Annotated in this window: 46 protein-coding genes; 44 read left to right on the top strand and 2 right to left on the bottom strand. The window is 50.1% G+C overall.

Going from position 1 to position 25,423, the window contains the following annotated elements; genetic code table 11:
• The first annotated feature begins 24 nt into the window (after positions 1-24).
• Both NQH49_RS17840 and slyD read left to right on the top strand, forming a co-directional pair.
• Positions 25-219, top strand: a complete 195-nt coding sequence (locus NQH49_RS17840; protein ID WP_008101839.1) for a YheV family putative zinc ribbon protein — start codon at positions 25-27, stop codon at positions 217-219.
• Positions 220-410: 191 nt separating this feature from the next.
• Positions 411-959 carry a peptidylprolyl isomerase gene (gene slyD, locus NQH49_RS17835; RefSeq protein WP_256697636.1) on the top strand — a complete coding sequence of 183 codons (549 nt, stop codon included), beginning with the start codon at positions 411-413 and terminating at the stop codon, positions 957-959.
• A gap of 43 nt (positions 960-1,002) precedes the next feature.
• Here slyD and NQH49_RS17830 read toward each other — a convergent pair whose 3' ends face one another.
• On the bottom strand, positions 1,003-1,221 hold the full coding sequence (locus NQH49_RS17830) for a protein SlyX (protein WP_008102200.1): 219 nt from the start codon (positions 1,219-1,221) through the stop codon (positions 1,003-1,005).
• A gap of 280 nt (positions 1,222-1,501) precedes the next feature.
• On the opposite strand from NQH49_RS17830, the gene fkpA reads away from it, so the two are divergent.
• From fkpA to NQH49_RS17620, 42 genes are all read left to right on the top strand, one after another.
• Entirely contained in the window at positions 1,502-2,332 is an 831-nt protein-coding gene (gene fkpA / locus NQH49_RS17825) for an FKBP-type peptidyl-prolyl cis-trans isomerase (RefSeq protein ID WP_008102198.1), read from the top strand.
• Between the two features lie 174 nt (positions 2,333-2,506).
• Positions 2,507-3,229 (top strand): helix-turn-helix transcriptional regulator, encoded by a 723-nt coding sequence (locus NQH49_RS17820; RefSeq protein ID WP_007886240.1) that lies wholly within the window; start codon positions 2,507-2,509, stop codon positions 3,227-3,229.
• The gene (gene tusD / locus NQH49_RS17815) at positions 3,229-3,615 is read left to right on the top strand and encodes a sulfurtransferase complex subunit TusD (protein ID WP_256697634.1); all 387 of its coding nucleotides are present in this window, start codon (positions 3,229-3,231) and stop codon (positions 3,613-3,615) included. The genes NQH49_RS17820 and tusD overlap by 1 nt, the downstream gene beginning before the upstream one ends.
• A complete protein-coding gene (tusC, locus tag NQH49_RS17810; protein ID WP_256697633.1) occupies positions 3,615-3,974 on the top strand; it encodes a sulfurtransferase complex subunit TusC in 360 nt (119 codons plus the stop codon). The genes tusD and tusC overlap by 1 nt, the downstream gene beginning before the upstream one ends.
• Positions 3,975-3,983: 9 nt before the next feature.
• Positions 3,984-4,271, top strand: coding sequence for a sulfurtransferase complex subunit TusB (gene tusB / locus NQH49_RS17805; protein ID WP_256697632.1), 288 nt, complete (start codon positions 3,984-3,986; stop codon positions 4,269-4,271).
• 126 nt (positions 4,272-4,397) lie between these two features.
• A complete protein-coding gene (rpsL, locus tag NQH49_RS17800; RefSeq protein WP_006120575.1) occupies positions 4,398-4,772 on the top strand; it encodes a 30S ribosomal protein S12 in 375 nt (124 codons plus the stop codon).
• A gap of 96 nt (positions 4,773-4,868) precedes the next feature.
• Complete coding sequence (gene rpsG, locus NQH49_RS17795; RefSeq protein WP_007886246.1) at positions 4,869-5,339, top strand: 30S ribosomal protein S7; 471 nt, start codon at positions 4,869-4,871, stop codon at positions 5,337-5,339.
• Between the two features lie 93 nt (positions 5,340-5,432).
• Positions 5,433-7,547 carry an elongation factor G gene (gene fusA / locus NQH49_RS17790; RefSeq protein WP_256697631.1) on the top strand — a complete coding sequence of 705 codons (2,115 nt, stop codon included), beginning with the start codon at positions 5,433-5,435 and terminating at the stop codon, positions 7,545-7,547.
• A gap of 69 nt (positions 7,548-7,616) precedes the next feature.
• Entirely contained in the window at positions 7,617-8,801 is a 1,185-nt protein-coding gene (tuf, locus tag NQH49_RS17785) for an elongation factor Tu (protein ID WP_256697630.1), read from the top strand.
• A 179-nt stretch (positions 8,802-8,980) separates the two neighbouring features.
• The gene (gene bfd / locus NQH49_RS17780; protein WP_256697629.1) at positions 8,981-9,175 is read left to right on the top strand and encodes a bacterioferritin-associated ferredoxin; all 195 of its coding nucleotides are present in this window, start codon (positions 8,981-8,983) and stop codon (positions 9,173-9,175) included.
• 104 nt (positions 9,176-9,279) lie between these two features.
• Positions 9,280-9,762 carry a bacterioferritin gene (bfr, locus tag NQH49_RS17775; RefSeq protein ID WP_256697627.1) on the top strand — a complete coding sequence of 161 codons (483 nt, stop codon included), beginning with the start codon at positions 9,280-9,282 and terminating at the stop codon, positions 9,760-9,762.
• 321 nt (positions 9,763-10,083) lie between these two features.
• Positions 10,084-10,395: a 30S ribosomal protein S10 gene (gene rpsJ, locus NQH49_RS17770; RefSeq protein ID WP_006120582.1), complete on the top strand. Its 312-nt coding sequence runs from the start codon at positions 10,084-10,086 to the stop codon at positions 10,393-10,395.
• A gap of 32 nt (positions 10,396-10,427) precedes the next feature.
• Positions 10,428-11,054: a 50S ribosomal protein L3 gene (gene rplC, locus NQH49_RS17765; protein ID WP_008104741.1), complete on the top strand. Its 627-nt coding sequence runs from the start codon at positions 10,428-10,430 to the stop codon at positions 11,052-11,054.
• A 10-nt stretch (positions 11,055-11,064) separates the two neighbouring features.
• On the top strand, positions 11,065-11,670 hold the full coding sequence (rplD, locus tag NQH49_RS17760; protein ID WP_007891650.1) for a 50S ribosomal protein L4: 606 nt from the start codon (positions 11,065-11,067) through the stop codon (positions 11,668-11,670).
• Positions 11,667-11,969 (top strand): 50S ribosomal protein L23, encoded by a 303-nt coding sequence (rplW, locus tag NQH49_RS17755; protein ID WP_007891652.1) that lies wholly within the window; start codon positions 11,667-11,669, stop codon positions 11,967-11,969. Before rplD ends, rplW begins: the two co-directional genes overlap by 4 nt.
• A gap of 17 nt (positions 11,970-11,986) precedes the next feature.
• A complete protein-coding gene (gene rplB / locus NQH49_RS17750) occupies positions 11,987-12,808 on the top strand; it encodes a 50S ribosomal protein L2 (protein WP_007891654.1) in 822 nt (273 codons plus the stop codon).
• A 16-nt stretch (positions 12,809-12,824) separates the two neighbouring features.
• Positions 12,825-13,103: a 30S ribosomal protein S19 gene (gene rpsS / locus NQH49_RS17745; RefSeq protein ID WP_001138115.1), complete on the top strand. Its 279-nt coding sequence runs from the start codon at positions 12,825-12,827 to the stop codon at positions 13,101-13,103.
• Between the two features lie 13 nt (positions 13,104-13,116).
• Entirely contained in the window at positions 13,117-13,449 is a 333-nt protein-coding gene (gene rplV, locus NQH49_RS17740; RefSeq protein ID WP_007891659.1) for a 50S ribosomal protein L22, read from the top strand.
• Positions 13,450-13,466: 17 nt separating this feature from the next.
• Entirely contained in the window at positions 13,467-14,165 is a 699-nt protein-coding gene (gene rpsC, locus NQH49_RS17735; protein ID WP_007891660.1) for a 30S ribosomal protein S3, read from the top strand.
• Positions 14,166-14,177: 12 nt separating this feature from the next.
• On the top strand, positions 14,178-14,588 hold the full coding sequence (rplP, locus tag NQH49_RS17730) for a 50S ribosomal protein L16 (RefSeq protein ID WP_002438716.1): 411 nt from the start codon (positions 14,178-14,180) through the stop codon (positions 14,586-14,588).
• Positions 14,588-14,776, top strand: coding sequence for a 50S ribosomal protein L29 (gene rpmC / locus NQH49_RS17725; protein WP_007891662.1), 189 nt, complete (start codon positions 14,588-14,590; stop codon positions 14,774-14,776). The genes rplP and rpmC overlap by 1 nt, the downstream gene beginning before the upstream one ends.
• Positions 14,776-15,030: a 30S ribosomal protein S17 gene (gene rpsQ / locus NQH49_RS17720; RefSeq protein ID WP_038644333.1), complete on the top strand. Its 255-nt coding sequence runs from the start codon at positions 14,776-14,778 to the stop codon at positions 15,028-15,030. The genes rpmC and rpsQ overlap by 1 nt, the downstream gene beginning before the upstream one ends.
• A gap of 169 nt (positions 15,031-15,199) precedes the next feature.
• On the top strand, positions 15,200-15,571 hold the full coding sequence (gene rplN, locus NQH49_RS17715; protein ID WP_006120590.1) for a 50S ribosomal protein L14: 372 nt from the start codon (positions 15,200-15,202) through the stop codon (positions 15,569-15,571).
• 10 nt (positions 15,572-15,581) lie between these two features.
• Positions 15,582-15,896: a 50S ribosomal protein L24 gene (gene rplX / locus NQH49_RS17710; protein WP_007891664.1), complete on the top strand. Its 315-nt coding sequence runs from the start codon at positions 15,582-15,584 to the stop codon at positions 15,894-15,896.
• Between the two features lie 14 nt (positions 15,897-15,910).
• Positions 15,911-16,450 carry a 50S ribosomal protein L5 gene (gene rplE, locus NQH49_RS17705; protein WP_007891665.1) on the top strand — a complete coding sequence of 180 codons (540 nt, stop codon included), beginning with the start codon at positions 15,911-15,913 and terminating at the stop codon, positions 16,448-16,450.
• A gap of 14 nt (positions 16,451-16,464) precedes the next feature.
• Positions 16,465-16,770 (top strand): 30S ribosomal protein S14, encoded by a 306-nt coding sequence (gene rpsN / locus NQH49_RS17700; protein ID WP_007891666.1) that lies wholly within the window; start codon positions 16,465-16,467, stop codon positions 16,768-16,770.
• Between the two features lie 32 nt (positions 16,771-16,802).
• The gene (gene rpsH, locus NQH49_RS17695) at positions 16,803-17,195 is read left to right on the top strand and encodes a 30S ribosomal protein S8 (RefSeq protein WP_007891668.1); all 393 of its coding nucleotides are present in this window, start codon (positions 16,803-16,805) and stop codon (positions 17,193-17,195) included.
• A 13-nt stretch (positions 17,196-17,208) separates the two neighbouring features.
• A complete protein-coding gene (gene rplF, locus NQH49_RS17690; RefSeq protein WP_008104735.1) occupies positions 17,209-17,742 on the top strand; it encodes a 50S ribosomal protein L6 in 534 nt (177 codons plus the stop codon).
• A 9-nt stretch (positions 17,743-17,751) separates the two neighbouring features.
• Positions 17,752-18,105 (top strand): 50S ribosomal protein L18, encoded by a 354-nt coding sequence (rplR, locus tag NQH49_RS17685; RefSeq protein WP_008104733.1) that lies wholly within the window; start codon positions 17,752-17,754, stop codon positions 18,103-18,105.
• Between the two features lie 14 nt (positions 18,106-18,119).
• Positions 18,120-18,620, top strand: coding sequence for a 30S ribosomal protein S5 (rpsE, locus tag NQH49_RS17680; RefSeq protein WP_007891679.1), 501 nt, complete (start codon positions 18,120-18,122; stop codon positions 18,618-18,620).
• Positions 18,621-18,625: 5 nt separating this feature from the next.
• Entirely contained in the window at positions 18,626-18,805 is a 180-nt protein-coding gene (gene rpmD / locus NQH49_RS17675; protein WP_007891681.1) for a 50S ribosomal protein L30, read from the top strand.
• A 3-nt stretch (positions 18,806-18,808) separates the two neighbouring features.
• Positions 18,809-19,243 (top strand): 50S ribosomal protein L15, encoded by a 435-nt coding sequence (rplO, locus tag NQH49_RS17670; protein ID WP_007891684.1) that lies wholly within the window; start codon positions 18,809-18,811, stop codon positions 19,241-19,243.
• Positions 19,244-19,250: 7 nt separating this feature from the next.
• Positions 19,251-20,582 (top strand): preprotein translocase subunit SecY, encoded by a 1,332-nt coding sequence (gene secY, locus NQH49_RS17665; RefSeq protein WP_007891686.1) that lies wholly within the window; start codon positions 19,251-19,253, stop codon positions 20,580-20,582.
• Positions 20,583-20,614: 32 nt separating this feature from the next.
• A complete protein-coding gene (rpmJ, locus tag NQH49_RS17660) occupies positions 20,615-20,731 on the top strand; it encodes a 50S ribosomal protein L36 (RefSeq protein ID WP_004160566.1) in 117 nt (38 codons plus the stop codon).
• Positions 20,732-20,877: 146 nt separating this feature from the next.
• Complete coding sequence (rpsM, locus tag NQH49_RS17655; protein ID WP_034830736.1) at positions 20,878-21,234, top strand: 30S ribosomal protein S13; 357 nt, start codon at positions 20,878-20,880, stop codon at positions 21,232-21,234.
• Positions 21,235-21,250: 16 nt separating this feature from the next.
• Positions 21,251-21,640, top strand: coding sequence for a 30S ribosomal protein S11 (rpsK, locus tag NQH49_RS17650; protein WP_004160563.1), 390 nt, complete (start codon positions 21,251-21,253; stop codon positions 21,638-21,640).
• A 32-nt stretch (positions 21,641-21,672) separates the two neighbouring features.
• Complete coding sequence (rpsD, locus tag NQH49_RS17645) at positions 21,673-22,293, top strand: 30S ribosomal protein S4 (protein WP_007891687.1); 621 nt, start codon at positions 21,673-21,675, stop codon at positions 22,291-22,293.
• A gap of 25 nt (positions 22,294-22,318) precedes the next feature.
• On the top strand, positions 22,319-23,308 hold the full coding sequence (locus NQH49_RS17640; protein ID WP_007891688.1) for a DNA-directed RNA polymerase subunit alpha: 990 nt from the start codon (positions 22,319-22,321) through the stop codon (positions 23,306-23,308).
• Positions 23,309-23,348: 40 nt separating this feature from the next.
• On the top strand, positions 23,349-23,735 hold the full coding sequence (rplQ, locus tag NQH49_RS17635) for a 50S ribosomal protein L17 (protein WP_008104728.1): 387 nt from the start codon (positions 23,349-23,351) through the stop codon (positions 23,733-23,735).
• A gap of 112 nt (positions 23,736-23,847) precedes the next feature.
• Complete coding sequence (locus tag NQH49_RS17630; RefSeq protein ID WP_256697626.1) at positions 23,848-24,219, top strand: DnaJ family domain-containing protein; 372 nt, start codon at positions 23,848-23,850, stop codon at positions 24,217-24,219.
• A gap of 1 nt (position 24,220) precedes the next feature.
• Complete coding sequence (gene zntR / locus NQH49_RS17625) at positions 24,221-24,658, top strand: Zn(2+)-responsive transcriptional regulator (RefSeq protein WP_256697625.1); 438 nt, start codon at positions 24,221-24,223, stop codon at positions 24,656-24,658.
• 50 nt (positions 24,659-24,708) lie between these two features.
• Positions 24,709-24,960 (top strand): alternative ribosome-rescue factor A, encoded by a 252-nt coding sequence (locus tag NQH49_RS17620; protein ID WP_256697624.1) that lies wholly within the window; start codon positions 24,709-24,711, stop codon positions 24,958-24,960.
• Here the strand turns inward: NQH49_RS17620 and mscL are convergent.
• Entirely contained in the window at positions 24,945-25,358 is a 414-nt protein-coding gene (gene mscL / locus NQH49_RS17615) for a large-conductance mechanosensitive channel protein MscL (protein WP_008104721.1), read from the bottom strand. The genes NQH49_RS17620 and mscL overlap by 16 nt on opposite strands.
• Between the last annotated feature and the right edge of the window lie 65 nt (positions 25,359-25,423).

Raw genomic sequence — 25,423 nt, 5'->3', positions numbered from 1 at the left:
TCATTAACGACGGCAGGAAACAGTATGCGTAAACGCTTTATAGCCGGTGCGGTTTGTCCAAAGTGCCAGGCAAAAGATACCTTGGCGTTGTGGCGTGAAAACAACGTTGAAGTGGTGGAATGTGTTCAGTGCGGTCATCAGATGCGTGAGGCTGACAAGCAGGTGCGCGATCAGGTTCGCACTAACGAGCAAGTGATCGGCGTTTTTCATCCTGAGTAGCGCAATGGCGCAGCTTTTTTTAAGCTTGAACTTACAGCGGGATTGAATTCCGCTACAATCGGCGCCATTAACGCTGAGCAGTATGCCGCAACACTATTGGCATCCTCAGTCTTGAACCTTTCTGGTTGGTTTATTGCACGCAAAATTGACCAATGGGACGGGATCTTAGTTCTCAACGGTTAGGAGATATCATGAAAGTAGCAAAAGACCTGGTGGTGAGCCTGGCGTATCAGGTTCGTACCGAAGACGGTGTGTTGGTTGACGAGTCACCGGTGAGTGCACCGTTGGACTATCTGCACGGTCATGGTTCCCTGATTTCTGGTCTGGAAAAAGCGCTGGAAAATCATGATGTAGGCGATAAGTTTGACGTGCATATCCCGGCGAATGACGCTTACGGTCAATACGATGACAACCTCGTACAGCGCGTACCAAAAGACGTGTTTATGGGCGTTGATGAACTGCAGGTTGGCATGCGCTTCCTGGCAGAAACCGATCAAGGTCCAGTACCGGTTGAAATCACCGAAGTTGAAGATGAGCACGTGGTGGTTGATGGTAACCACATGCTGGCGGGTCAGAACCTGAACTTCAACGTGGAAGTTGTGGCGATTCGTGCAGCGACCGAAGAAGAGCTGGCGCACGGTCACGTGCATGGCGCGGATGGTCATCATCACGATCATGACCACGACCATGATCACGGCCAGGGCGGTTGTGGCACTGGCGGTTGCGGCTGCAGCCACTAATCAGTGTGATGCTGGCAAGGCCACCTTCGGGTGGCCTTTTCTTTTAGTAATGCGGCGGCGGCGTTTCTTCTGACTGTGATGCGATCATCGACGGCGCGCTATCTTTCACTTTATCGATTAACAGACGGACTTGCTCACGCAGTCTGATCATCTCCAGCTCATGCTGAACCACCGTTTGATTGAGCTGATCGATGGTGTATTCCTGAAAAGCCAGCTTGCTCTCCAGCGCCTCAAGGCGTTGTTCCCATTCTGTTGGTTGCATGATCTTTCCTCATCTTGCGGTGCTGCGCGTTAATCTGTTTCGGGCGTGATTCTACGGCGTTTCGCTTCAGAATCACCTGATATTTTACCTTTCCGCGTCATGCTGCATTGAAACGGCGCATAACGCCTATATCTTTGATGAAACTTCCTGAAGCAAAAAAGGTCGGAGGTTAAACGGGTAATTACATTGTGGGAGTGTTCGCCGCTGCCACGTAAAGTTATAGTGTGGGCCTCAGTCCGCAATGATTCCCGAGGTTAGAGGCTTCGGTTTTGGAGAAAGGATGAATTCACTGTTTAAAGTCACATTGTTAGCTACCACTATGGCCTTCGCGCTGAATGCACCGCTGGCAATGGCAGCAGAAACCGCCGCTGCTCCAGCAGACGCCGCTCAGGCCGCGCCGCAAGCACCGAAAAATGCTGCCTTCAAAAACGAAGATCAGCAATCAGCCTATGCACTTGGCGCGTCCCTTGGTCGCTACATGGACAACTCTCTGAAGGAACAAGAGAAGCTGGGCATCAAACTGGATAAAGATCAGTTGATCGCGGGTGTTCAGGACGCCTTTGGCGGCAAGAGCAAACTTTCTGATCAAGAGATCGAGCAAACCCTGCAGGCCTTTGAAGGCCGCGTGAAAGGTGCAGCTCAGGCGAAGATGGAAAAAGACGCGAAAGAGAACTCTGATAAGGGCTCTGCTTACGCTGACAAATTCGCCAAAGAAAAAGGCGTGAAGAAAACTGAATCTGGCCTGCTGTATCAGGTAGAGAAAGAAGGTACCGGTGACGTACCAAAAGACAGCGACACTGTGGTGGTGAACTACAAAGGTACGCTGATCGACGGTACTGAGTTCGATAACTCATATACTCGTGGCGAGCCGCTGTCGTTCCGTCTGGACGGTGTGATTCCGGGCTGGACCGAAGGTCTGAAGCACGTGAAGAAAGGCGGCAAGATCAAGCTGGTGATCCCACCGAACCTGGCTTACGGCAAAAATGGCGTTCCGGGTATTCCGGCTAACTCCACGCTGGTGTTCGATGTCGAACTGCTCGACATCAAGCCAGCGCCGAAAGCGGATGAAAAAGCGCAGGCTCCAGTCGCTGGCGATCAGAAAGCGCAGTAATCTGAACTTTCTGCACCACGCCGCCTACGGGCGGCGTTTTTATTTCGGAGATAGAGGTAAAGGTCTGGCTAAAGACCATGACATTTGCCAGACTAACGCCTGCTTAACTATCACCATATGAGTCTGCCCCAATGCTGTCGAGACAGGCTCCAGCCATTTAGGGTAATGTCTTCGATGTCTAATCCATTCAATCCCGGTGAACTGACTGACTTCGATTTACTGGAGCAACGTCCGTTCGAGCAAGCAGACTACGATATCCTCAAATCCTACGAAGCCGTTGTCGATGGCCTGGCGATGCTAATTGGCTCGCACTGCGAAATCGTGTTGCACTCGCTGGAAGATTTGAAGTGTTCTGCGGTGCGTATCGCCAACGGTGAACATACCGGGCGTAAAGTGGGTTCGCCGATTACCGATTTGGCCCTGCGTATGCTGCACGATATGCACGGCGCAGACAGCAATGTCTCCAGAGCCTACTTCACGCGCGCGAAAAGCGGCGTGCTGATGAAATCGGTCACTATCGCGATTCGTAATCGTCAGCAGCGCGTCATTGGCTTGCTGTGCATCAACATGAACCTCGACGTGCCGTTCTCACAAATTATGTCGACTTTTATGCCGCCGGAAATGCAGCAAGTGGATTCCAACGTCAATTTTGCCAGCTCGGTGGAGGACCTGGTGATGCAGACGCTGGAGTTCGCAATAGAAGAAGTGAGCGCTGACCGTAACGTTTCTAACAATGCTAAGAATCGGCAGATCGTGCTCAATATGTATGAGAAGGGCATCTTCGACATCAAAGACGCGATTAACCAGGTGGCCGATCGCCTTAATATCTCCAAGCACACCGTTTACCTCTATATTCGCCAGTTTAAAAGCGGTGATTTTCAGGGGCAGGATCGCTGATGCGCTACACCTTGCTGGTCACCGGACCGGCATACGGCACGCAACATGCCAGCAGCGCGCTGCTGTTTGCGCGTGCGCTGATAAAGTCCGGACATCAGCTGGAAAGCGTGTTCTTCTATCGTGAAGGCGTGTTGAACGCCAACCAACTGAGCGCGCCGGCCAGCGATGAAGTGGATATGGTGCGTGAATGGCAGCAGCTGCGTGCTGAAAGTGGCGCCGCACTGAATATCTGCGTGGCGGCTGCATTACGACGTGGCGTAACCGACGCGCAGGAAGCCGCGCGCTTACAACTGGCGGGCAGCAATTTACAGCCAGGTTTTGAACTCAGCGGTTTGGGCGCACTGGCTGAAGCCGCGCTGAGCTGCGATCGTCTGGTGCAATTCTGATGAACCGCGTGGCGTTTCTGTTTACTCAGGCACCGCACGGAAGTAGTGCGGGCAGGGAAGGGCTGGATGCTGTGCTGGCGACGGGCGCATTAAGCGAAGATATCGGTCTGTTCTTTATCGGGGATGGCGTGCTGCAGCTCAATTGCGACCAGCAGCCTGAGCAGATTCTGGCGCGCAACTACATCGCGACCTTTGGCGTGCTGGCGCTCTACGATATCGACCAGTGTTTTGTCTGCGCCGATTCGCTGTTGGCGCGCGGACAAAATTTGACGGCTGAACGCGTGCTGGCTGCTGAGGTGCTGGATGCTGCATCGCTACGCGAAAAGCTGGCTACCTATCATCGTGTTATTCGATTCTGAGAACTGATCATGCTTTACACGTTGCTGCAATCTCCCTGGCAATGCGATCTCGATAGCCTGCTGCTTTTATTGCAGGAAGGCGACGATCTGCTTTTATTGCAGGATGGCGTAACTGCCGCATTGGCTGGCAGCCAGGTGTTAACCAGGCTCAGCGCATCGCCGGCTACGCTGTGGGTATTAGAAGAAGATGTGGCGGCGCGCGGCCTGATTGAGCAAATTTCGACCAAAGTAGCACGTTTAGACTATACTGGTTTCGTTGCGTTGACAGCGAAGCACCAACAACAAGTGGCCTGGTAAGAGCGAAAACCTGGTTATTTCTTGACACCCTTTTGACACAGCCCTAAAATTCTGCCTCCTCGTAGTAATACGAGGCGATTTATTACGTGTTTACGAAGCAAAAAGCTAAATCCCAGGAGCTATTTAATGGCAACAGTTAACCAGCTGGTTCGCAAACCACGCGTACGCAAAGTTGCAAAGAGCAACGTGCCTGCGCTGGAAGCTTGCCCGCAGAAACGTGGTGTATGTACTCGTGTGTACACCACTACCCCTAAAAAACCAAACTCAGCACTGCGTAAAGTTTGCCGTGTGCGTTTGACTAACGGTTTTGAAGTTACCTCCTACATCGGCGGTGAAGGTCATAACCTGCAGGAGCACTCCGTGATCCTGATCCGTGGCGGTCGTGTTAAAGACTTGCCAGGTGTGCGTTACCACACCGTTCGTGGCGCGCTGGACTGCTCAGGTGTTAAAGACCGTAAGCAGTCACGCTCCAAGTACGGCGTGAAGAAGCCAAAGGCTTAATGGTTCTCCGTTAAGTAAGGCCAAACGTTTTAACTTAAATGTCAAACTAAACTCGTAGAGTTTTGGACAATCCTGAATTAACAACGGAGTATTTCCATGCCACGTCGTCGCGTCATTGGTCAGCGTAAAATTCTGCCGGATCCTAAGTTCGGATCAGAGCTGCTGGCTAAATTTGTAAATATCCTGATGGTAGATGGTAAAAAATCTACTGCTGAATCTATCGTCTATACCGCGCTTGATACCCTGGCTCAACGCGCTGGTAAAGATGGCCTGGAAGCGTTCGAGGTTGCTCTCGAAAACGTACGTCCGACTGTCGAAGTTAAGTCACGTCGCGTTGGTGGTTCTACCTACCAGGTTCCAGTTGAAGTCCGTCCGGTTCGTCGTAATGCCCTGGCAATGCGTTGGATCGTAGAAGCTGCTCGTAAACGCGGTGATAAATCTATGGCTCTCCGCCTGGCGAACGAACTTTCTGATGCTGCAGAGAACAAAGGTACTGCAGTTAAGAAACGTGAAGACGTTCACCGCATGGCTGAAGCCAACAAGGCGTTCGCACACTACCGCTGGTAACAGCAACGTAGTTGTTATAAACCCAGCGGGCGTCCCAGTGACTCACCTGCTGGGCTTTTTTAACTTAGAACGTCTCAGAATCAGAGGAATCAAATGGCTCGTAAAACACCCATTGAGCGCTACCGTAACATTGGTATCAGTGCGCACATCGACGCCGGTAAGACTACAACTACCGAACGTGTTCTGTTCTACACCGGTGTAAACCACAAAATCGGTGAAGTTCATGACGGCGCAGCAACCATGGACTGGATGGAGCAGGAGCAGGAACGTGGTATTACCATCACGTCCGCTGCAACTACCTGTTTCTGGTCTGGTATGGCTAAGCAGTTTGAACCACACCACGTAAACATCATCGACACCCCGGGACACGTTGACTTCACCATCGAAGTTGAGCGTTCTATGCGTGTGCTTGATGGCGCAGTAATGGTTTACTGTGCAGTTGGTGGTGTTCAGCCACAGTCTGAAACCGTATGGCGCCAGGCTAACAAATATAAAGTTCCACGCATCGCGTTCGTTAACAAAATGGACCGCATGGGTGCTAACTTCCTGAAAGTTGTTGAGCAGATGCAAGTGCGCTTGGGTGCAAACCCAGTTCCACTTCAACTGGCTATCGGCGCAGAAGAAGGTTTCACCGGTGTTGTTGACCTGGTGAAAATGAAAGCGATCAACTGGAACGATGCCGATCAGGGCGTTACCTTCGTTTACGAAGATATCCCAGCTGATATGCAGGAACTGGCTGAAGAATGGCGTGCGAAGCTGGTTGAAGCCGCTGCTGAAGGTTCTGATGAGCTGATGGAGAAATTCTTCGGCGGTGAAGAACTGACAGAAGAAGAGATCAAAACTTCTCTGCGTAAGCGCGTACTGAAAAACGAAATCATCCTGGTTACCTGTGGTTCTGCATTTAAGAACAAAGGTGTTCAGGCGATGCTGGATGCGGTAGTTGAATACCTGCCAGCACCGACTGACGTTACCGCGATTAACGGTATGCTGGACGACGGTAAAGACACGCCGGCTGAGCGTCATTCCGATGACAAAGAGCCGTTTGCTGCGCTGGCGTTCAAAATCGCTACCGACCCGTTTGTTGGTAACCTGACCTTCTTCCGCGTTTACTCTGGTGTTGTTAACACCGGTGACACCGTGTACAACCCGGTTAAGTCAAACCGTGAGCGTCTGGGCCGTATCGTTCAGATGCATGCGAACAAACGTGAAGAGATCAAGGAAGTTCGTGCAGGCGATATCGCCGCTGCGATCGGTTTGAAAGACGTAACTACTGGTGACACCCTGTGTGACCCAGACAACGTCATCATTCTTGAGCGTATGGAATTCCCTGAGCCGGTAATCTCTATCGCCGTTGAGCCGAAAACCAAAGCTGACCAGGAAAAAATGGGTCTGGCTCTGGGTCGTCTGGCGAAGGAAGATCCATCATTCCGTGTATGGACTGATGAAGAAACCAACCAGACCATCATCGCTGGTATGGGTGAGCTGCACCTCGACATCATCGTTGACCGCATGAAGCGTGAATTCAACGTTGAAGCGAACGTCGGTAAACCTCAGGTTGCTTACCGTGAAGCGATTCGCGCGAAAGTTACCGATATCGAAGGTAAACACGCCAAGCAGTCAGGTGGTCGTGGTCAGTACGGTCATGTTGTTATCGACATGTACCCACTGGAGCCAGGTGTGAACCCGAAAGGTTACGAATTTGTCAACGATATCAAAGGCGGTGTGATTCCAACTGAATACATCCCTGCGGTTGATAAAGGTCTCCAGGAGCAGCTGAAATCAGGTCCACTGGCTGGTTATCCGGTAGTTGATCTGGGTGTTCGTCTGCACTTCGGTTCATACCATGATGTCGACTCCTCTGAGCTGGCGTTTAAACTGGCTGCATCTTTGGCCTTTAAAGATGGCTTTAAGAAAGCACAACCAGTGCTGCTTGAGCCAATCATGAAGGTTGAAGTAGAGACTCCGGAAGAGAACACCGGTGACGTTATCGGTGACCTTAGCCGTCGTCGTGGTATGCTCAAAGGACAGGAATCTAACGCTACTGGCGTTCAGATCCATGCTGAAGTTCCGCTGTCTGAAATGTTCGGATATGCAACCCAGCTGCGTTCTCTGACCAAAGGCCGTGCTTCTTACTCCATGGAGTTCCTGAAGTACGATGATGCGCCGAACAACGTCGCTCAGGCCGTTATTGAAGCTCGTAGCAAATAAGCTACGGTTTAAAAATTGTGAACTGATGCCTTCATGACTCATGAAGGCACAACGTAAGGAATTATCGCCATGGCGAAAGAGCAATTTCAGCGTAACAAACTGCACGTAAACGTCGGCACCATCGGTCACGTTGACCATGGTAAAACCACTCTGACTGCAGCAATCACCACCGTTCTGGCTAAAACCTACGGCGGTAAGGCAAGCAAATTCGACGAGATCGATAAAGCGCCAGAAGAGAAAGCACGTGGTATCACCATCAACACTTCTCACGTTGAATATGAAACCCCGACTCGCCACTATGCGCACGTTGACTGCCCAGGCCACGCCGACTATGTGAAAAACATGATCACCGGTGCTGCGCAGATGGACGGCGCGATCCTGGTTGTTGCTGCGACTGATGGCCCTATGCCACAGACCCGTGAGCACATCCTGCTGGGTCGTCAGGTTGGCGTTCCTTACATCATCGTGTTCCTGAACAAGTGCGACATGGTTGATGATGAAGAGCTGCTGGAACTGGTTGAGATGGAAGTACGTGACCTGCTGTCAGCATATGACTTCCCAGGCGACGACACCCCAATCGTTCGTGGTTCTGCTCTGAAAGCGCTGGAAGGCGAAGCTGAGTGGGAAGCTAAAATCATTGAGCTGGCTGAGCATCTGGATACTTATATCCCAGAGCCAGTTCGTGCAATCGACATGCCGTTCCTGCTGCCAATCGAAGACGTATTCTCAATCTCTGGCCGTGGTACTGTTGTTACCGGTCGTGTTGAGCGCGGTATCGTTAAAGTGGGCGACGAAGTTGAAGTTGTTGGCCTTAAAGATACAGTGAAATCAACCTGTACTGGCGTTGAAATGTTCCGCAAACTGCTGGACCAGGGTCAGGCAGGCGAGAACTGTGGTGTTCTGCTGCGTGGTATCAAGCGTGAAGACATCGAGCGTGGCCAGGTTCTGGCTAAGCCGGGTTCAATCAAGCCACACACCCAGTTCACTTCAGAAGTTTACGTTCTGTCTAAAGATGAAGGCGGCCGTCATACTCCGTTCTTCAAAGGCTACCGTCCTCAGTTCTACTTCCGTACTACTGACGTGACCGGTGACGTTCAGCTGCCAGAAGGCGTTGAGATGGTAATGCCAGGCGACAACGTAAAAATGACCGTAACTCTGATCAAGCCAATCGCTATGGATCAGGGTCTGCGTTTCGCAATCCGTGAAGGCGGCCGTACTGTTGGTGCGGGTGTTGTTGCTGAAATTATCGCTTAATTGCGTTAAGGTTGATGGCTGTTTCGGCAGTCATCGCAGTATGAAAAAGAGCACTTCGGTGCTCTTTTTTTTATGTCTGAACTTTACCGTCTCGATTAATCCCACATAAAAGCTGCGTTTGAAATAAAAACCATTCTCATTTACAATTTGATCATAAATTGTACGGGAGTTCGCAGTAAATGTTCGTCTGCTTGTGTAATGCCGTGAGTGATAAAACTCTGCGCGAAGTGGTTCGCCGCTATCAACCCAAATCGATTCAACAATTGCGTCAACTGGTTCCCATTGGCAAGCAATGTGGGAAGTGCGTGCGCTTTGCACGGGAAATTATGGAAGATGAACTGCAAAACGTGCCGCTCTACAAAGAGATAGCCTGATAGCTTAATTCTGCACTTCTCAATACCCACAATAACTGTCGCGTTTTTTTGACTTCCTTTCATCCGCATCTACGCTCTATTTAGTTGGAAGCGGAGGAAGCAAAATGAAGGGCGACGGTAAAATCATAAATCATCTCAACAAATTGCTGGGGAATGAACTGGTTGCAATTAATCAGTACTTCCTTCATGCGCGTATGTTCAAAAATTGGGGTCTGACCCGGCTCAATGAGGTTGAGTATCATGAGTCGATTGATGAGATGAAGCATGCGGATAAGTACATCGAACGCATTCTTTTTCTTGAAGGGATTCCTAACCTGCAAGATCTCGGTCGATTACGCATCGGTGAAGACGTGCCGGAAATGCTGCAGTCTGACCTGACATTAGAACTGGAAGGCGCAAAGGATTTGCGCGAAGCGATAGCCTATGCCGACAAGGTTCATGACTATGTCAGCAGAGATATGATGATTGAAATTCTGACGGAAGAAGAGGGCCACATTGACTGGCTGGAAACTGAACTCGATTTGGTGAACAAACTCGGCCTGCAAAATTATCTTCAGTCTCAATTAAAAGATCAAAACGAACATTAGTCTCATGCCCAATCAGCAATGTCATGCAAGCCCGCGCCAGTCAAAAACGATTGCCGCGGGTTTTTTTGGGCTAAAGCCAGATAGATGTGGTTAAAAACACAACACGGGTTGCTTCCTAAACAGATTTACGTATAATGCGCGGGCCTGCCGATATTGGTGCGGCGCGATTCGAGCAGAATCGCAGGGGATAGCTGTCTATGTATCGCCTAACAATACTCCCAATTGGGGAGTTATATGCTGAACGATTACACTCCTCCATCAATCGTAATGGATGTGGGTAGTAATTCTTTTCGTTTATAAAATGTTTGGAGCCTTGGTCTCATGTCGAACCAAAGAATCCGTATCCGTCTTAAAGCGTTTGATCATCGCCTGATCGATCAATCAACCGCGGAAATCGTTGAGACTGCCAAGCGCACTGGTGCGCAGGTACGTGGTCCGATCCCGCTGCCAACCCGCAAAGAGCGTTTTACCGTTCTGATCTCTCCGCACGTTAACAAAGACGCGCGTGATCAGTACGAAATCCGCACTCACAAGCGTCTGGTAGACATCGTTGAGCCAACTGAAAAAACCGTTGATGCTCTGATGCGTCTGGACCTGGCTGCCGGTGTTGACGTGCAGATCAGCCTGGGTTAATCAGGTCATCAAGCGATTGAGAGGTTGATACAATGATTGGTTTAGTCGGTAAAAAAGTGGGTATGACCCGCATCTTCACTGAAGATGGCGTTTCAATCCCAGTAACCGTTATCGAAGTTGAAGCAAACCGCGTTACTCAGGTCAAAGGCCTGGACAACGATGGTTACCAAGCTATCCAGGTTACCACCGGTGCTAAAAAAGCAAGCCGTGTGAGCAAGCCTGAAGCAGGTCATTTTGCTAAAGCTGGCGTTGACGCTGGCCGTGGTCTGTGGGAATTCCGCACCGAAGGTGAAGATTTCTCTGTTGGCCAGAGCATCAGTGTTGAAATTTTCGCTGACGTTAAAAAAGTAGACGTTACCGGTACCTCTAAAGGTAAAGGTTTCGCAGGTACCGTTAAGCGCTGGAACTTCCGTACCCAGGACGCTACACACGGTAACTCCTTGTCACACCGCGTTCCGGGTTCTATCGGTCAGAACCAGACTCCGGGCAAAGTGTTCAAAGGCAAGAAAATGGCTGGTCAGCTGGGTAATGAGCGCGTAACCGTTCAGAGCCTGGAAGTAGTACGTGTTGACGCTGAGCGCAACCTGCTGCTGGTCAAAGGTGGCGTCCCGGGTGCAACTGGGTGCGATCTGATTGTTAAACCAGCTGTGAAGGCGTAAGGGGATAGCAATGGAATTAGTACTGAAAGACGCGCAGAGCGCGCTGACTGTTTCCGAAACTACCTTCGGTCGTGATTTCAACGAAGCGCTGGTTCACCAGGTTGTTGTTGCTTATGCCGCTGGTGCTCGTCAGGGTACTCGTGCGCAGAAGACTCGTGCTGAAGTTACTGGTTCAGGCAAAAAGCCTTGGCGCCAGAAAGGTACCGGCCGTGCGCGTTCAGGTTCTGTAAAGAGCCCGATCTGGCGTTCAGGTGGCGTGACCTTCGCTGCACGTCCACAGGACCACAGTCAAAAAGTTAACAAAAAGATGTACCGCGGCGCGCTGAAAAGCATTCTGTCCGAGCTGGTACGTCAGGACCGTCTGATCGTTGTCGAGACGTTCTCTGTAGAAGCGCCTAAAACTAAGCTGCTGGTACAGAAACTGAAAGACATGGCGCTGCAAGATGTGCTGATCATCACCGGTGAACTGGATGAGAATCTGTTCCTGGCTGCGCGTAACCTGTACAAGGTTGACGTGCGTGATGCAGCGGGCATCGACCCAGTTAGCCTGATCGCCTTCGACAAAGTCGTTATGACTGCGGAAGCAGTTAAGCAAGTTGAGGAGATGCTGGCATGATCCGTGAAGAACGTCTGCTGAAAGTAGTGCGTGCACCGCACGTATCAGAAAAAGCATCTACTGCGATGGAAAAAACCAATACCATCGTTCTCAAAGTTGCTAAAGACGCGACCAAAGCAGAGATCGTTGCTGCTGTTGAGAAGCTGTTCGAAGTGGAAGTTAAAGACGTAAACACCCTGGTAGTTAAAGGGAAAGTTAAGCGTCACGGACAGCGTATCGGTCGTCGTAGCGACTGGAAAAAAGCTTACGTCACCCTGAAGGAAGGCCAGAATCTGGACTTCGTCGGCGGCGCTGAGTAAGTCGGAGGAGAAAGACAATGGCAGTTGTTAAATGTAAACCGACATCTCCGGGTCGTCGCCACGTAGTTAAAGTGGTGAACCCAGAGCTGCACAAGGGCAAACCATTTGCTCCGCTGGTAGAAAAAAACAGCAAATCCGGTGGTCGTAACAACAATGGTCGTATCACTACCCGTCATATCGGTGGTGGTCACAAGCAGGCTTACCGTATTGTTGACTTCAAACGCAACAAAGATGGTATCCCAGCAGTTGTTGAGCGTCTTGAGTACGATCCGAACCGTTCTGCGAACATCGCACTGGTTCTGTACAAAGATGGCGAGCGCCGTTACATCCTGGCCCCTAAAGGCCTGAAAGCCGGCGATCAGATTCAATCTGGCGTTGATGCTGCGATTAAAGCAGGTAACACCCTGCCGATGCGTAACATCCCGGTGGGTTCTACCGTTCATAACGTAGAAATGAAACCAGGCAAAGGCGGTCAGATTGCTCGCTCAGCTGGTACTTACGTGCAGATCGTTGCGCGTGAAGGTTCCTACGTTACCCTGCGTCTGCGTTCAGGCGAAATGCGCAAAGTTGAATCCGAATGTCGTGCAACTCTCGGCGAAGTCGGCAACTCTGAGCACATGCTGCGCGTACTGGGTAAAGCTGGTGCAACCCGTTGGCGTGGTGTTCGTCCTACCGTTCGCGGTACTGCGATGAACCCAGTCGATCACCCGCACGGTGGTGGTGAAGGTCGTAACTTTGGTAAGCACCCGGTAACTCCGTGGGGCGTTCAGACCAAAGGTAAGAAGACCCGTAGCAACAAGCGTACTGATAAATTTATCGTACGTCGCCGTAGCAAATAATTTTAGAGGATAAGCCATGCCACGTTCTCTCAAGAAAGGTCCTTTTATTGACCTGCACTTGCTGAAGAAGGTAGAGAAAGCGGTGGAAAGCGGTGACAAGAAGCCCCTGCGCACTTGGTCCCGTCGTTCAACGATCTTCCCTAACATGATCGGTTTGACCATCGCTGTCCATAATGGTCGTCAGCACGTTCCTGTCTTTGTTTCCGACGAAATGGTCGGCCACAAACTGGGTGAATTTGCACCGACACGTACTTATCGCGGCCATGCTGCAGATAAGAAAGCCAAGAAGAAATAAGTAGGAGGAAGAGATGGAAACTATTGCTCAACATCGCCATGCTCGTTCTTCTGCTCAGAAGGTTCGCCTGGTGGCAGACCTGATTCGCGGTAAGAAAGTGTCGCAGGCTCTGGATATTCTGACCTACACCAACAAGAAAGCTGCTGTGTTGGTTAAGAAAGTCCTGGAATCTGCCATTGCGAACGCCGAACACAACGATGGCGCTGATATCGACGATCTGAAAGTCGCGAAAATCTTCGTAGACGAAGGCCCAAGCATGAAGCGCATTATGCCGCGTGCGAAAGGTCGTGCAGATCGCATCCTGAAGCGCACCAGCCACATTACTGTGGTTGTGTCCGATCGCTGAGACTCTGGAGACTAGCAATGGGTCAGAAAGTACATCCTAATGGTATTCGCCTGGGTATTGTAAAACCATGGAACTCTACCTGGTTTGCGAACACCAAAGAATTCGCTGACAACCTGGACAGCGATTTTAAAGTCCGTCAGTTCCTGACCAAGGAACTGTCTAAAGCGTCTGTATCTCGTATCGTTATCGAGCGTCCGGCTAAGAGCATCCGTGTGACTATTCACACTGCTCGTCCGGGTATCGTTATCGGTAAGAAAGGTGAAGACGTAGAAAAACTGCGTACGGTCGTCGCGAAAATCGCTGGCGTTCCTGCACAGATCAACATCGCCGAAGTCCGTAAGCCGGAACTGGACGCTAAATTGGTTGCTGATAGCATCACTTCACAGCTGGAGCGTCGTGTGATGTTCCGTCGTGCTATGAAGCGTGCTGTACAGAACGCAATGCGTCTGGGCGCGAAGGGTATTAAAGTTGAAGTCAGCGGCCGTTTGGGCGGTGCCGAGATCGCACGTACCGAATGGTACCGTGAAGGTCGCGTACCGTTGCACACACTGCGTGCAGACATTGACTACAACACCTCTGAAGCGCACACCACTTATGGTGTAATCGGCGTTAAGGTATGGATCTTCAAAGGCGAGATCCTGGGTGGTATGGCTGCTGTTGAACAACCGGAACCGGCTGCTCAACCTAAAAAGCAGCAGCGTAAAGGCCGTAAGTAAGGAGAGTCGCTGATGTTACAACCAAAGCGTACGAAATTCCGTAAAGTGCACAAAGGCCGCAACCGTGGTCTGGCGCAAGGTACGGATGTCAGCTTCGGTACTTTCGGTCTGAAAGCTGTTGGCCGTGGTCGTCTGACTGCTCGTCAGATCGAAGCAGCACGTCGTGCTATGACCCGTGCAGTTAAGCGTCAAGGTAAAATTTGGATCCGTGTATTCCCGGACAAACCAATTACCGAGAAGCCGCTGGAAGTGCGTATGGGTAAAGGTAAGGGTAACGTGGAGTATTGGGTTGCCCTCATTCAACCGGGTAAAGTCCTGTATGAAATGGACGGCGTTCCGGAAGAGCTGGCCCGTGAAGCCTTCAAGCTGGCAGCAGCAAAACTGCCTATCAAAACCACCTTTGTTACTAAGACGGTGATGTAATGAAAGCAAATGAGCTGCGTGAAAAAAGCGTTGAAGAGCTGAACACTGAGCTTCTTAACCTGCTGCGTGAGCAGTTTAACCTGCGCATGCAAGCAGCATCCGGCCAACTTCAGCAAACCCATCTGCTGAAAGAAGTTCGTCGTAATGTTGCACGTGTTAAGACTTTACTGACTGAGAAGGCGGCGTAATGACCGATAAAATCCGTACTCTGCAGGGTCGTGTTATTAGTGACAAAATGCAGAAATCTGCAGTTGTTGCTATCGAACGTGTCGTGAAACACCCGATCTACGGTAAATTCATCAAGCGTACGACTAAGCTGCACATCCATGACGAGAACAACGAATGTGGTATTGGTGACGTGGTAGAAATCCGCGAAACCCGTCCACTGTCTAAGACTAAGTCTTGGGCGTTGGTTCGCGTTGTAGAGAAAGCGATTCTGTAATAGAATCCGCTTCCTCTAAAAAATAAAATGAACGGCTCGTCTGAGCCGTTCATTTTTTCTACCCATGTGCGAGAACCGGTGTTATAATGCCGCGCCCTCAATTATGGGGCTTTTTAACGACCTGAGGTTTGGGTCCCGAAGTAGTAGTTGACATTAGCGGAGCACTAAAATGATCCAAGAACAGACTATGCTGAACGTCGCCGACAACTCCGGTGCACGTCGCGTAATGTGTATCAAGGTTCTGGGTGGCTCGCACCGTCGCTACGCAGGCGTCGGCGATATCATCAAAGTGACCATCAAGGAAGCAATTCCTCGTGGCAAGGTGAAAAAAGGTGATGTCCTGAAAGCGGTAGTGGTGCGCACCAGGAAGGGTGTTCGTCGCCCGGACGGTTCTGTCATTCGCTTCGATGGTAATGCATGCGTTATTTTAAACAATAACAGCGAGCAACCTATCGGTACGCGTATTTTTGGGCCGGTAACTCGTGAACTTCGTACTGAAAAGTTCATGAAAATTATCTCTCTGGCACCAGAAGTACTCTAAGGAGCGAGCAATGGCAGCGAAAATCCGTCGTAACGACGAAGTTATCGTGCTTACCGGCAAAGACAAAGGTAAACGCGGTAAAGTAAAGAACGTCCTGACTTCTGGTAAAGTCATCGTTGAAGGTATTAACCTGGTTAAGAAACATCAGAAGCCGGTTCCGGCCCTGAACCAACCAGGTGGCATCGTTGAGAAAGAAGCTGCTATTCAAGCTTCCAACGTTGCACTCTTCAATGCGGCAACCGGCAAGGCTGACCGTGTAGGCTTTAGATTCGAAGACGGCAAAAAAGTCCGTTTCTTCAAGTCTAATAGCGAAACTATCAAGTAATTTGGAGTAGTACGATGGCGAAACTGCATGATTACTACAAAGACGAAGTAGTCCAGAAACTCATGACAGAGTTCGGCTACAATTCTGTCATGCAAGTCCCTCGGGTCGAGAAGATCACCCTGAACATGGGTGTTGGTGAAGCGATCGCTGACAAGAAACTGCTGGATAACGCAGCAGCTGACCTGGCAGCAATCTCCGGTCAAAAACCGCTGATCACCAAAGCACGCAAATCAGTTGCAGGCTTCAAAATCCGTCAGGGCTATCCGATCGGCTGTAAAGTAACTCTGCGCGGTGAGCGTATGTGGGAGTTCTTTGAGCGTCTGATCACTATTGCTGTACCACGTATTCGTGACTTCCGCGGTTTATCTGCGAAGTCGTTCGACGGTCGTGGTAACTACAGCATGGGCGTTCGTGAGCAGATCATCTTCCCAGAAATCGATTATGACAAAGTCGATCGCGTTCGTGGTTTGGATATTACCATTACCACTACTGCGAAATCTGATGATGAAGGCCGTGCTCTGCTGGCTGCCTTTGAATTCCCATTCCGCAAGTAAGGTAGGGTTACTTAATGGCTAAGCAATCGATGAAAGCACGCGAAGTTAAGCGTGTAAAATTAGCAGACAAGTTCTTCGCCAAGCGCGTAGAACTGAAAGCGATCATTTCTGATGTGAACGCATCCGACGAAGATCGTTGGGATGCCGTTCTCAAGCTGCAGAGTCTGCCGCGTGATTCCAGCCCTTCCCGTCAGCGTAACCGCTGCCGTCAGACAGGTCGTCCGCACGGTTTCTTGCGGAAGTTTGGGTTGAGCCGTATCAAGGTCCGTGAAGCCGCAATGCGCGGTGAAATCCCGGGCCTTAAAAAGGCTAGCTGGTAATTGTCACCATTTGAATCACGGGAGTAACACAGATGAGCATGCAAGATCCGATCGCGGATATGCTGACCCGTATCCGTAACGGTCAGGCCGCGAACAAAGTTGCGGTCTCTATGCCTTCCTCCAAGCTGAAAGTGGCAATTGCCAACGTGCTGAAGGAAGAAGGCTACATTGAAGATTTTAAAATCGAAGGCGATATCAAGTCTGAGCTGGAAGTTACTTTAAAGTATTTCCAAGGCAAGGCTGTGGTAGAGAGCATTCAGCGTGTTAGTCGTCCAGGTCTGCGCATCTATAAGAAAAAAGATGAGCTGCCAAAAGTAATGGCTGGTCTGGGCATCGCTGTAATCTCTACCTCTAAAGGTGTCATGACTGATCGTGCAGCGCGCCAAGCTGGTCTTGGTGGCGAAATTATCTGCTACGTAGCGTAATCGGAGGAATAAAATGTCTCGTGTTGCAAAAGCACCTGTCGTTGTTCCTGCGGGCGTAGAGGTAAAACTCAGCGGTCAGGAAGTTTCGATCAAAGGCAAAAACGGCGAGCTGACTCGTACTATCAACAGTGCTGTAGAAGTTAAGCATGCAGACAACGCCCTGACTTTCGCTCCACGCGAAGGTTATGCGGATGGTTGGGCACAAGCAGGTACTGCTCGTGCGCTGCTGAACGGCATGGTTATCGGTGTTACCGAAGGCTTCACCAAGAAGCTGCAACTGGTTGGTGTTGGTTATCGTGCAGCTGTTAAAGGCAACTCTGTGAGCTTGGCCCTGGGCTTCTCTCACCCTGTTGACCATGCACTGCCGGCCGGCATCACTGCTGAATGTCCAACTCAGACTGAGATCGTGCTGAAAGGCGCTGATAAACAGCTGATTGGTCAGGTTGCAGCTGATCTGCGCGCCTACCGTCGTCCTGAGCCTTACAAAGGCAAGGGTGTTCGTTACGCCGACGAAGTCGTGCGTACCAAAGAGGCTAAGAAGAAGTAAGGTAACACTATGGATAAGAAATCTGCTCGTATCCGTCGTGCGACCCGTGCACGTCGCAAGCTCAAAGAGCTGGGTGCTACTCGCCTGGTGGTACATCGTACCCCGCGTCATATTTACGCACAGGTGATCGCCCCGAACGGTTCCGAAGTTCTGGTTGCTGCTTCTACTGTAGAAAAAGCTATTGCCGAACAACTGAAGTATACCGGTAACAAAGACGCCGCTGCAGCTGTAGGTAAAGCTCTGGCTGAGCGCGCTGTTGAGAAAGGCATTACTAATGTCTCTTTCGACCGTTCCGGGTTCCAATATCATGGTCGTGTCCAGGCACTGGCAGATGCTGCCCGTGAAGCTGGCCTTCAGTTCTAAGGTAGAGGTCTAAGATGTCAAACATCGAGAAACAAGCTGGCGAACTGCAGGAAAAACTGATCGCGGTAAACCGTGTATCTAAAACTGTAAAAGGTGGTCGTATTTTCTCCTTCACCGCACTGACTGTAGTGGGTGATGGTAACGGCCGCGTTGGTTTTGGTTACGGTAAAGCGCGTGAAGTTCCAGCAGCGATCCAGAAAGCGATGGAGAAAGCCCGTCGCAATATGATTAACGTCGCGCTGACTCACGGCACCCTGCAGCACCCTGTTAAAGGTGCTCACACAGGTTCTCGTGTGTTCATGCAGCCAGCTTCTGAAGGTACCGGTATCATCGCCGGCGGTGCAATGCGCGCTGTTTTAGAAGTTGCTGGAGTACATAACGTTCTGGCTAAAGCGTATGGTTCTACCAACCCGATTAACGTGGTTCGTGCAACTATCGATGGCCTGGGCAATATGAATTCTCCGGAAATGGTCGCTGCCAAGCGTGGTAAATCCGTTGAAGAAATTCTGGGGTAATCACGATGGCTAAGACAATTAAAATTACACAAACCCGCAGTTCAATCGGCCGCCTGCCTAAGCACAAAGCGACTCTGGTTGGCTTGGGTCTGCGTCGCATCAATCACACCGTTGAGCGTGAAGATACGCCTGCTGTACGCGGTATGATTAACGCGATTTCCTACATGCTGAAAGTGGAGGAGTAAGAGATGCGTTTAAACACTCTGTCTCCGGCCGAAGGGTCTAAACACGCTTCTAAGCGTCTGGGTCGTGGTATCGGTTCTGGCCTCGGTAAAACTGGTGGTCGTGGTCACAAAGGTCAGAACTCTCGTTCTGGCGGTGGCGTACGTCGCGGTTTCGAGGGTGGTCAGATGCCTCTGTATCGTCGTCTGCCGAAATTCGGTTTCACCTCTCGCAAAGCAATGATCACGACAGAAGTTCGTCTGTCTGATCTGGCGAAAGTTGAAGGCGGTATTGTTGACCTGAATACGCTGAAAGCGGCCAATATTATCGGTGTTCAGATTGAATTCGCGAAAGTGATTCTTTCTGGTGAAGTTTCTGCACCGGTAACGGTTCGCGGTCTGCGTGTCACCAAAGGTGCTCGTGCTGCAATCGAAGCTGCTGGCGGTAAAATCGAGGAATAAGTAGCAGATGGCAAAGCAACCGGGATTAGATTTTCAAAGTGCCAAAGGTGGCTTTGGTGAACTGAAGCGCAGACTGTTGTTTGTAATCGGTGCACTCATTGTCTTCCGAATTGGCTCTTTTATTCCAATCCCCGGTATCGATGCCACTGTACTTGCCAAACTGCTTGAGCAACAGCGTGGCACCATCATTGAAATGTTCAACATGTTCTCTGGTGGTGCTCTTAGTCGTGCCTCAATCTTCGCGCTGGGTATTATGCCGTATATTTCGGCCTCTATTATTATCCAGCTGTTAACGGTGGTTCATCCAGCGTTAGCTGAGATTAAGAAAGAGGGTGAAGCTGGTCGTCGTAAGATTAGCCAGTACACTCGCTACGGCACACTGGTTCTGGCTGTATTCCAGTCGATCGGTATTGCTACCGGTTTACCGAATATGCCTGGAATGCAGGGGCTGGTAATGAATCCAGGCTTTGCATTCTACTTTACCGCTGTTGTAAGTCTGGTTACCGGGACAATGTTCCTGATGTGGCTGGGCGAACAGATTACTGAGCGAGGTATCGGTAACGGTATCTCGATCATTATCTTCGCAGGTATTGTTGCGGGCCTCCCGCCGGCCATTGGCCATACCATCGAGCAAGCGCGGCAAGGTGACCTGCACTTCCTTCTGTTGCTGTTGGTTGCAGTTCTAGTATTTGCAGTGACGTTCTTTGTTATTTTCGTTGAGCGTGGCCAGCGCCGCATTGTGGTCAACTACGCTAAACGTCAGCAAGGTCGTCGTGTATATGCTGCACAGAGCACACATTTACCGTTGAAAGTGAACATGGCGGGCGTAATCCCAGCTATTTTTGCTTCCAGCATTATTCTGTTCCCGGCGACTATAGCATCATGGTTCGGGGGCGGTACCGGTTGGAACTGGCTGACAACAATTTCGCTGTATTTGCAACCAGGACAGCCGCTTTATGTGCTACTCTATGCGACTGCAATCATCTTCTTCTGTTTCTTCTACACGGCGTTGGTCTTCAACCCACGTGAAACAGCAGATAACCTGAAGAAGTCTGGTGCATTCGTACCGGGAATTCGTCCGGGAGAGCAAACGGCGAAGTACATCGATAAAGTAATGACACGTCTGACCTTAATCGGCGCACTGTATATTACTTTTATCTGCCTGATCCCGGAGTTCATGCGTGATGCTATGAAAGTTCCATTCTACTTTGGCGGCACATCGCTGCTCATTGTAGTGGTCGTCATCATGGACTTTATGGCTCAAGTGCAAACTCTGATGATGTCAAGTCAGTATGAGTCTGCATTGAAGAAAGCTAACCTGAAAGGCTACGGCCGTTAATTCGGGTGCTTGAGAAGTTACGGAGAGTAAAAATGAAAGTTCGTGCTTCCGTCAAGAAATTATGTCGTAACTGCAAAATCATTCGCCGCGACGGTGTCGTACGTGTGATCTGCAGCGCCGAGCCAAAGCATAAACAGCGCCAAGGCTGATATTGTCACATATTTTTCTTGCAAAGTCGGGTTGAGCTGGCTAGATTAGCCAGCCAATCTTTTGTATGTCGATGCGTTACCATTTGAGTATCCTGAAAACGGGCTTTTCAGCATGGGACGCATTTGTTTAATTATAGGAGTGCATAGTGGCCCGTATAGCAGGCATTAACATTCCTGATCAAAAACATACCGTTATCGCATTAACTTCGATTTTCGGTATCGGTAAAACTCGTTCTAAAGCCATCTGCGCTTCAACGGGTATTGCTGAAAATGTTAAGATCAGAGAGCTGTCTGAAGAACAAATTGAACAGCTGCGTGAAGCAGTTGGTAAATTCGTTGTTGAAGGTGATCTGCGCCGTGAAATCACCCTGAGCATCAAGCGTCTGATGGACCTTGGTTGCTATCGTGGTTTACGCCATCGTCGTGGTCTGCCAGTTCGCGGTCAGCGTACTAAGACCAATGCACGTACCCGCAAGGGTCCGCGTAAACCGATCAAGAAATAATCGGGGTGAGTAAATAATGGCAAAGGCACCAGTTCGTGCACGTAAGCGTGTAAGAAAACAAGTCTCAGATGGCGTGGCTCATGTCCATGCATCTTTTAACAACACCATCGTTACCATTACTGATCGTCAGGGTAACGCACTGGGTTGGGCAACCGCCGGTGGTTCCGGTTTCCGCGGTTCACGTAAATCTACTCCGTTTGCTGCTCAGGTAGCTGCAGAGCGCTGTGCAGAAGCAGTGAAAGATTACGGTATTAAGAATCTGGAAGTTATGGTTAAGGGTCCAGGTCCAGGTCGCGAATCAACAATTCGTGCTCTGAACGCTGCTGGTTTCCGCATCACTAATATTACTGATGTGACTCCAATCCCTCACAACGGTTGTCGTCCGCCGAAAAAACGTCGCGTTTAATCGCCCGTTTTTAGGTTAGTTGGAGAAAGAAAATGGCAAGATATTTGGGTCCTAAGCTCAAGCTGAGCCGTCGTGAGGGTACCGACTTATTCCTTAAGTCTGGCGTTCGCGCGATCGATACCAAGTGCAAAATTGAACAACCACCTGGTCAGCATGGTGCGCGTAAACCGCGTCTGTCTGACTACGGCGGCCAGTTGCGTGAGAAGCAGAAAGTTCGTCGTATGTACGGCGTGCTGGAGCGTCAGTTCCGCAACTACTATAAAGAAGCAGCACGTCTGAAAGGCAACACAGGTGAAAACCTGCTGGCCCTGCTGGAAGGTCGTCTGGATAACGTTGTTTACCGTATGGGCTTTGGCGCTACTCGTGCAGAAGCACGTCAGCTGGTTAGCCATAAATCTATCCTGGTGAACGGTCGCGTTGTTAACATCGCTTCTTATCAGGTATCTCCGAATGATGTCGTAAGCATCCGTGAGAAAGCCAAACAGCAATCTCGCGTGAAGGCCGCTCTGGAGCTGGCTGAGCAGCGTGAAAAGCCAACCTGGCTGGAAGTTGATGCTACTAAGATGGAAGGTGTGTTCAAGCGTATTCCTGAACGTACTGATCTGTCTGCGGACATTAACGAACACCTGATCGTCGAGCTTTACTCTAAGTAAAGCTTAGTACCAAAGAGAGGACACAATGCAGGGTTCTGTGACAGAGTTTCTAAAACCGCGCCTGGTAGATATCGAGCAAGTGAGTTCGACGCACGCCAAGGTGACCCTTGAGCCGTTAGAGCGTGGCTTTGGCCATACTCTTGGTAACGCACTGCGCCGTATTCTGCTTTCTTCCATGCCGGGTTGCGCGGTGACCGAGGTTGAGATTGATGGTGTGCTTCATGAGTACTCCACCAAAGAGGGCGTACAGGAAGATATCCTGGAAATCCTGCTTAACCTGAAAGGGTTGGCGGTAAGAGTTCAAGGTAAAGATGAAGTCATCCTTACTCTGAATAAATCTGGCATTGGCCCTGTGACTGCAGCCGACATCACCCACGACGGTGATGTTGAAATCGTCAAGCCGCAGCATGTGATCTGCCACCTGACCGACGAAAACGCATCTATTAGCATGCGTATCAAAGTTCAGCGTGGTCGTGGTTATGTGCCGGCTTCTGCCCGAATTCATTCGGAAGAAGATGAGCGCCCAATCGGCCGTCTGTTGGTTGACGCTTGCTACAGCCCTGTAGACCGTATTGCCTACAATGTTGAAGCAGCGCGTGTAGAACAGCGTACCGACCTGGACAAGCTGGTCATCGAAATGGAAACCAACGGCACAATCGATCCTGAAGAGGCGATTCGTCGTGCGGCAACCATCCTGGCAGAACAACTGGAAGCTTTCGTTGACTTACGTGATGTACGTCAGCCAGAAGTGAAAGAAGAGAAACCAGAATTCGATCCGATCCTGCTGCGCCCTGTTGACGATCTGGAATTGACTGTCCGCTCTGCTAACTGCCTTAAGGCAGAAGCTATCCACTACATCGGTGATCTGGTACAGCGTACCGAGGTTGAGCTGCTTAAAACGCCTAACCTGGGTAAAAAATCTCTTACCGAGATTAAAGATGTGCTTGCTTCACGTGGTTTGTCTCTGGGCATGCGCCTGGAAAACTGGCCGCCAGCAAGCATTGCTGATGAATAATCAGATCACAGGTTAAGGTTTCACTGAGAAGGATAAGGTCATGCGCCATCGTAAGAGTGGTCGTCAACTGAACCGCAACAGCAGCCATCGTCAGGCTATGTTCCGCAACATGGCTGGTTCTCTGGTTCGTCATGAGATCATCAAAACGACTCTGCCGAAAGCCAAAGAACTGCGTCGCGTAGTTGAGCCGCTGATTACTCTTGCCAAGACCGACAGCGTAGCTAATCGTCGTCTGGCATTCGCCCGCACTCGTGATAACGAGATCGTGGCAAAACTGTTTAACGAGCTGGGCCCGCGTTTCGCGAGCCGTGCCGGTGGTTACACTCGTATTCTGAAGTGTGGCTTCCGTGCTGGTGACAACGCTCCGATGGCTTACATCGAGCTGGTTGATCGTCCAGAAGCTCAAGCAGAAGCTACTGCAGAGTAATTTGCAGTATCGTAGAAAACCCGCTTCGGCGGGTTTTTTATTGTCCGTAATTCCTTCCCATTTACTCCCCTTTCGCTATGCTGATGGCAGATACACCGTCAGGAGCGTTCTTATGTGGCTAATTGATCAACTTGTTGAGCAGCACATCCGTGAAGCTCAGGAAAAAGGTGAACTGAGTAATCTGCCCGGCGAAGGCGCGCCTTTACAGTTAGATGATGACAGCGGAGTGCCGGTTGAACTGCGCACGGCATATCGTCTATTGAAAAACTCTGGTCACTTACCGCCGGAACTTGAAATGCGTCGTGAAGCGTTGGCGTTAAATGATCTACTACGCGGACTGAATCCTGATGATGGCAAGACACGTGAATTATCGAAACGCTTAGCGCTGCTAGAAACAAAACTTCAGCAAGCCGGAATCAGTACTGACTTCTTGCGAGACGATTATGGCGACGTCATCCATCATCATTTGCAGCGGGAGCAATAGCATGTACCGAATTGGCCAGCTGGCAAAAATGGCGGATGTTACGCCAGATACCATCCGTTTTTATGAAAAACAGCAGATGATGAATCACGAGGTACGTACTGAGGGCGGCTTTCGCCTTTATAGTGAAGATGATTTACAGCGGCTGCGTTTTATTCGCTATGGTCGCCAGCTCGGCTTCAGCTTAGAATCAATTCGGGGCTTATTGTCGATCCGCATCGATCCTGAACATCACACTTGCCAGGAATCCAAAGCAATTGTGGCGAAGCGTTTGGATGAAGTGAACGGCATGATCGCTGAACTGCAGACGATCCAGCGTTCATTGCATCGTTTGGCTGACACCTGCTGCGGCGACGTGCATAGCAGCGCCTGCTGTTCAATTTTGGAAGCTCTGGAAAAAGGTGAGGAGCCGCAGCCTGAAATGTGTTGTAGCAAGGATTGAATTTTGCGCTGGAAGGAATATAGTTGCGCCGTTAATAACCGGAGGACGAGATGACTCGCTATCAGCACCAAAAAGGTAAAATCAACAACAATGCACTTGAAGCATTATTACATGATCCACTGTTTAGGCAGCGCGTTGAGAAGAATCAGAAAGGAAAAGGCAGCTATCAACGTAAAAACAAACACGCAAAAGGACGTAACTGGGAGGCCAGTGATAAGCAGAAAAATTTATCACTGGCCTTCTTCTTTAGAGACAAAAAAGCCGCCTCATTTGGGCGGCTTTTTCATCATAATTTATCGTGATTTTGTTGTTTTAACAGGTCACGGATTTCAGTAAGCAGTAACTCTTCATTTGTTGGCTTAGGCGCCGCTTTCTCAACTTCTTTTTTCTGATACAGCTTATTCATTACTTTAATTGCGAGGAAGATCGCGAAGGCAACAATAACGAAATCAAACACTGTCTGAATAAAGTTACCGTACTCCATCACTACGGCAGGAATATCACCTTCTGCTGGCTTTAGTACCCACTTGAACTGTTTGAAATCGACGCCACCAATCAGCAAGCCAAGTGGCGGCATGATGATATTGGCAACCAGTGAAGAAACAATCTTACCAAAAGCGGCACCGATGATGACACCGACTGCCAGGTCAACCACGTTTCCACGCATTGCAAAATCACGAAACTCTTTGAATAAACTCATTGTTATCTCCTTGCCTTGGCCAATGGCTAAAGTCTAACAAACCTTTGTGCAATTGCCATTAGAAC

This window comes from Pantoea trifolii, assembly GCF_024506435.1.
In the GTDB taxonomy this organism is placed as follows: domain Bacteria; phylum Pseudomonadota; class Gammaproteobacteria; order Enterobacterales; family Enterobacteriaceae; genus Pantoea; species Pantoea trifolii.
Note: the sequence above shows the minus strand (reverse complement) of the source record. Positions and strands in the feature narration are given on the sequence as shown.